A 5,096-nucleotide genomic window follows, 5' to 3' on the forward strand; every position below is an offset into this window, starting at 1 on the left:
CCTGGCCGGGGCGGGCCGCAGCGGGCCGTGCTCGCCGGCCTGCGCCGGGCCGACCGGGTCGTGCTCTACAGCCGGCGGGCGGTCGACGCCGCCGCCGGTCTGGGCCTCGACCGGTCCCGCCTGTCGTTCGTGCCTCTCGGCGTGCGGGCCAGGCGGGAGCGGCCGGCGCCGCCGGGGCCGTACGTCCTCGCCGCCGGGCGCGAGGACCGGGACTGGGACACGCTCGGCCGGGCCGCCGCCGAGGTCGACGCCGAGGTCGTCGTCGTCGGCCCGCCGTCGCTGCCGCCGTCGGGCCGGCTGCGGGTCCACCCGCCCGTCGACCGGGACGCCTTCGTCGCCCTGCTCGAGGGCGCGGCCGGGCTGGTCGTCCCGCTGCGCCGCCCCGACCGCACCGCCGGGCAGCTCGCCGTGCTCGACGCCATGTCGGTGGGCCGGGCCGTCGTCGCCACCCGCACCCAGGGCACCGAGGACTACGTGACCCCGGCGACCGGGCTGCTGGTGCCGCCGGGCGACGCGGCCGCCCTGGCCGCCGCCATGCGCCGCCTGCTGGAGCCGGGCGTGGCCGCCGGCCTCGGCGCCGGCGCCCTCGCCGCGGCGAGGGGCGACCTCTCCCTCGAGCGCTTCGTCACCGCCGTGCACGACCTGGCGGAGGCCGCGTGATCGCCGTCCGCCGCCCGGCCGACCGCCGCCAGGCGCCGGCCGCCGCGCTCGTCGCCGTCACCGCCGTCGCCGCCGGCGCGCTCGCCGGGCAGGCGCCGGGCCCGGCCGCCTTCCTGGCCGTGGCGGCGACGGCGGCCGCCTACGCCAGCGCCCGGCCCATCCTCGCCCTGGCCGCCATGGTCGTGTCGTTCGTGTTCGAGGACTGGCTGGCGACGGTCGGCGCCGTCGGCATCCTCACCCCGGCCAAGGCCGTCGGCCTCCTCGCCGTGGCCGCCTGGGTGGTGGACTGGTCGGTGCGGGGCCGGCCCGTGCGCACGGCGCCGGCGCTCTGGGCCGTCGTGGGCCTCGGCGTGTGGGTGCTGGCGGCGACGGCGACGGCGAGGGACCTGGAGCGGGCCGTGCTCGTCGGCAGCCGGTACGTGATGTTCGCGGCGCTGTTCTTCCTGCTGCTCCAGGCCGTCGACGGCGACCGGGACCGGGCCGGGCTGCTCCTCGACGTGGCCGTGGTCAGCGCGGCGGCGGCCGCCGCCGTCGGCCTCGCCCAGTTCTTCGGCGGCGCCGTCGACCGGGCGAGGGGCCCGCTCGACAACCCGAACGACTTCGGCTTCGTCCTCGCCAGCACCATCCCGCTGGCGCTGGTGCGCTTCGGCGCCGGCGGCCGGGTGCGCAAGCTGGTGATCGGCGCGGCCGCCGGGCTCACGTTCGCGGGCGTCCTCGGCACCTACTCTCGCTCGGCGCTGCTCGGCCTCGGCGTCGCCGCCGTGTTCGCCGTCGTCACCCGGCGCCTGCCCATCCGGGTGGCGGTGATGGTCGTCGGCGGCCTGGCCCTGGCCGGCTTCCTCGCCTACCGGGCCAACCCCGACGTGGTCGACCAGGCGCTGGCCCGCAAGGAGGCCGTCGCCGACCAGAACGTCCGCACCCGGCTGGGCTACTGGCAGGTGGCGCTGGCCGAGTGGCAGTCGTCGCCGGTGCTCGGCGTCGGCCCCGGCAACTACGAGTCGCGCTTCGCCGAGTTCGGCAGCCGCTGGCTGGGCGACGAGGTCCAGCCGGCCACCCACAACGCCTACCTGAACGTGCTGGCCGAGCTCGGGCTGCCCGGCCTCGGCCTGTTCCTCGCCTTCCTCGGCCTGTCGTGGCGGTCCCTGCGCCGCCGGCCGGCCGACGACCAGGCCACCGCCGTCCTCCGGGCCGCGCTGGCCGCCAGCTTCGTCGTCGCGCTCGTCGGATCGCTGTTCCTCAACGAGCAGTTCTACGCGCCCCTGTGGTTCGCGTCCGCCCTGGGCGCCGGCCTGTCCGACCGGTGAGGGTGGCGTTCGTGCTGACCCAGGACCGGGGCGGCCCGGTCGACCTGACCGTCGGCCTCGCCCTGGAGCTGGCCGGCCGGCCGGGGGTGGAGGTCGCCGTCGTCGGCCCGCCGCCGGTGACGAGCGCCGGCGACGTGGGCGACCTGCTCCACCCGTGCTCGGTCCCGTCCAAGGCCGACGTGCGGGCCATGGCCGGCCTCGGCCGCGCCCTGCGGGCCCTGCGCCCCGACGTCGTGCACGCCCAGGACCGGCGGGCCCTGCTGGCCGTGACCGTGGCCCGCGCCGGCCGGCCCGTCGTGGCCACGTTCCACGGCCTGCCCGACGCCGCCGCCGGCGCCTGGCTGCGGGCCGGTCCGCTGGCCGGGCGTCCGGTCCCGCCCGGCGCGGCGGCCGCCCTCGCCGCCGACGCCGCGCTGTGCCGGCGGGCGGCGGCCACCGTGGTCCCGTCGGCGTCGCTCGCGACCTTCCTGCGGCAGCGGCTGAAGGTGCCGGCCCGGCGGGTGCACGTCGTGCCCAACGGGGTCGCCGCCCGGGTGCCGGTCGAGCCGGGGCCGGTGCGCCGCCTCGTGTCGGTCGGCTCGTTCGCCCCGCCGAAGGCCGTGCCCGTGCTGGTGCGGGCGTTCGCGGCCGTCGCCGCCCGCCATCCCGGCGTCACCCTCGACCTCGTCGGTGACGGCGACGAGCGGGCCGCCTGCCAGGCGCTCGCCGCCGAGCTGGGCGTGGCCGACCGCATCGGCTTCCCCGGCTACCGCACGGACGTGGCCGAGCGCCTGCGGGCGGCCGACGCGTTCGTGCTGCCGTCGGTCAACGAGAACCTGCCGCTCGCCCTGCTGGAGGCCATGGCGACGGGGCTGCCGTGCGTGGCCAGCGCCGTCGGCGGGGTGCCCGAGGCCCTCGGCGGCGCCGGGCTGCTCGTGCGACCGGGCGACGAGGGCGACCTCGCCGCCGCCCTCGACCGCCTCTGCGCCGACCCCGCGCTGGCCGCCCGCCTCGGCCGGGCCGCCGCCCGGCGCTCGGCCCGGTACACCGTGGACCGGTGCGCCTCGGCCCACCTCGCCGTCTACCGCGGGGTGGCCGGCCGGTGAGGATCCTCCACGCCATCGCCGAGCTGACGCCGGGCGGGGCCGAGCGCATCGTGCTCGCGCTCGCCGGCGACGCCGTCGCCCACGGCGACGCGGTCGCGGTGGCCTCGAGCGGCGGCCCGTGGGTGGCCGAGCTGGAGGCGGCCGGCGGCCGCCACTACGAGGTCGCCCTGCCCCGCCGCCGGCCGCACACGGCGGCGCTCGCCGCCGCGCAGCTGCGCCGGGCCTTCGCCCGCTTCCGGCCCGACGTCGTGCACGCCCACAACGTCGGCATGGCCGTCGCCGTGGCCGCCGCCCGGCTGGCCGTCCGGCCCCGGCCCCCGCTCGTCACCACCCTCCACGGCGTCGACCCCGCCGACCTCCCGTCGGCCACCCGGCTGCTGCGGGCCACGAGGGCGCCGGTCGTCGCGTGCGCGCCGGCGGTGGCGTCCGACCTGCGGGGCGCCGGCTTCCCCGCCGGCCGCCTCCGCGTCGTCGTGAACGGGGCCCGCCTCGAACCGGCCTCCCCCGAGCGGGTGGCCGCGCTGGCCGACCGGCTGGGCCTCGACGGCGACCGGCCGCTGGTCGTCGGCGTCGGCCGGCTGGTCGCCCAGAAGCGCTGGGAGGACCTCGTCGAGGTGGCCGCCCGGCTCGACGGGGTCGCCGCCGTCGTGGCCGGCGAGGGCCCGCTCGGCCCCGACCTGCGGGCGATGGCCGAGCGCCGGGGGTCGCCGGTGCGCTTCGTGGGCCCGGTCGACGACGTGCCCGCCCTGTTCGGCCTGGCCGCCTGCCTGGTGTCGACCTCGAACTGGGAGGGCCTCCCGCTCGTGCTCCTGGAGGCGCTCTCCCTCGGCGTGCCGGTGGCCGCCTACGGCCTCGACGGGTTCGCCGAGGTGACGGGCGACGGCGCCGTGCTCGTGCCCCCCGGCGACGTCGACGCGCTCACGGACGCGGTCGGCCGGCTCCTCGCCGACCCGACGCTGGCCGCCGAGCTCGGTCGCCGGGCGCGCCGAGCAGCGGGACGGTGGACCCCCGAGCGGATGCTGGCGTCGTACCGGGCGCTGTACCGCGACCTGGCCGCTCCTCGCCCCTCCGGTACTCCTGGTACGACCCGCCCGAGCGGACCAGGTCCCGCACCCGGGTGAGGGCGGCGCCCACCACCTTGGTGTCGAGCACGGCGAGGCTCTCGACCGCGTCCCGCACGGCGGCAGGCCCGTGCACCCCGGAGCGCACGAGCAGCAGCACCCGGCCGGTGTAGGCGGCGAGCAGGCGCACGTCGTCGGTGGCCGACAGCGGCGGGCTGTCGATCAGCACGAGGTCGGCCATGTCCCGGAAGTCGCCCAGCCGCTCGAGGTAGAGCTGGAGCTCCTCGGCCCGGTTGCGCAGCGGCGGCCCCGACGGCACCACCCGCACGCCCGGGTACCCGGTCATGCGCACTACCTCGTGGGGCTGCGCGCCGACGGCCACGAGCGACGTGAGGCCGACCTCGTTGGTGAGGCCGAAGAACGTGTGCTGGGCGGGCCGGTGGATGTCGGCGTCGATCAGCAGCACGCTGAGGCCGAGCTCGGCGACGATCACCGCCAGGTTGGCGGCCACCGTGGACTTGCCGTCCTCGGGGTCGAGGCCGGTGATCGTGAGCGCGCCCTGGTGCTCGCCGCCGCCCGTCGCCGTGCTGAACACGACGTTGGTGGCGAGCGCGCGCAGGCTCTCCTCGAGCGTGGCGAGCTCCGGCGTGCCGACCACGACCCGGCGCGTGCGCATCGCCCGCTCCTCCGGGATCACGCCGAGCACCGGGAGGTTGGTGGCGTCGGCCACGTCCTTGCTCGTCTGCACCCGGCCGAACAGGCGCTCCCAGGCGAGCCCGGCTCCGGCGCCGAGCGCGGCGGCGACGACGAGGGCGGCGGCCAGCACCAGCTTGGCCGACGGGTTGACCGGCGCCTCGTTGACGCGGGCGGCGTCGATCACCTCGACGCTGAACACGCTCCCCTGCTGCACGACGCCGACGAAGGCGGCGGCCGACGCCGCGGCCACGTCACGCGCCTGCACCGGGTCGTCGCCCCGCGCGACGATG

At 78.8% G+C, this 5,096-nt stretch carries 4 protein-coding genes and 1 pseudogene; 4 read left to right on the plus strand and 1 reads right to left on the minus strand.

Annotated features, from left to right (window positions below):
* From VGB14_21290 to VGB14_21305, 4 genes are all read left to right on the plus strand, one after another.
* Positions 1–660, plus strand: a 660-nt coding sequence (locus VGB14_21290; protein ID HEX9995467.1) for a glycosyltransferase, incomplete at its 5' end; no start/stop codon positions are given.
* Positions 657–1,964 carry an O-antigen ligase family protein gene (locus tag VGB14_21295; protein HEX9995468.1) on the plus strand — a complete coding sequence of 436 codons (1,308 nt, stop codon included), beginning with the start codon at positions 657–659 and terminating at the stop codon, positions 1,962–1,964. The genes VGB14_21290 and VGB14_21295, both read left to right, overlap by 4 nt.
* Positions 1,965–1,975: 11 nt before the next feature.
* Positions 1,976–3,049 carry a glycosyltransferase family 4 protein gene (locus tag VGB14_21300; GenBank protein HEX9995469.1) on the plus strand — a complete coding sequence of 358 codons (1,074 nt, stop codon included), beginning with the start codon at positions 1,976–1,978 and terminating at the stop codon, positions 3,047–3,049.
* On the plus strand, positions 3,046–4,170 hold the full coding sequence (locus tag VGB14_21305) for a glycosyltransferase (GenBank protein ID HEX9995470.1): 1,125 nt from the start codon (positions 3,046–3,048) through the stop codon (positions 4,168–4,170). The genes VGB14_21300 and VGB14_21305 overlap by 4 nt, the downstream gene beginning before the upstream one ends.
* Positions 4,171–4,216: 46 nt before the next feature.
* On the opposite strand, the pseudogene VGB14_21310 reads toward VGB14_21305, so the two are convergent.
* Positions 4,217–4,786 (minus strand): annotated as a pseudogene (locus VGB14_21310) (CpsD/CapB family tyrosine-protein kinase).
* Between the last annotated feature and the right edge of the window lie 310 nt (positions 4,787–5,096).

The sequence above is a fragment of the Acidimicrobiales bacterium genome (assembly GCA_036399815.1).
Lineage (GTDB): Bacteria > Actinomycetota > Acidimicrobiia > Acidimicrobiales > DASWMK01 > DASWMK01.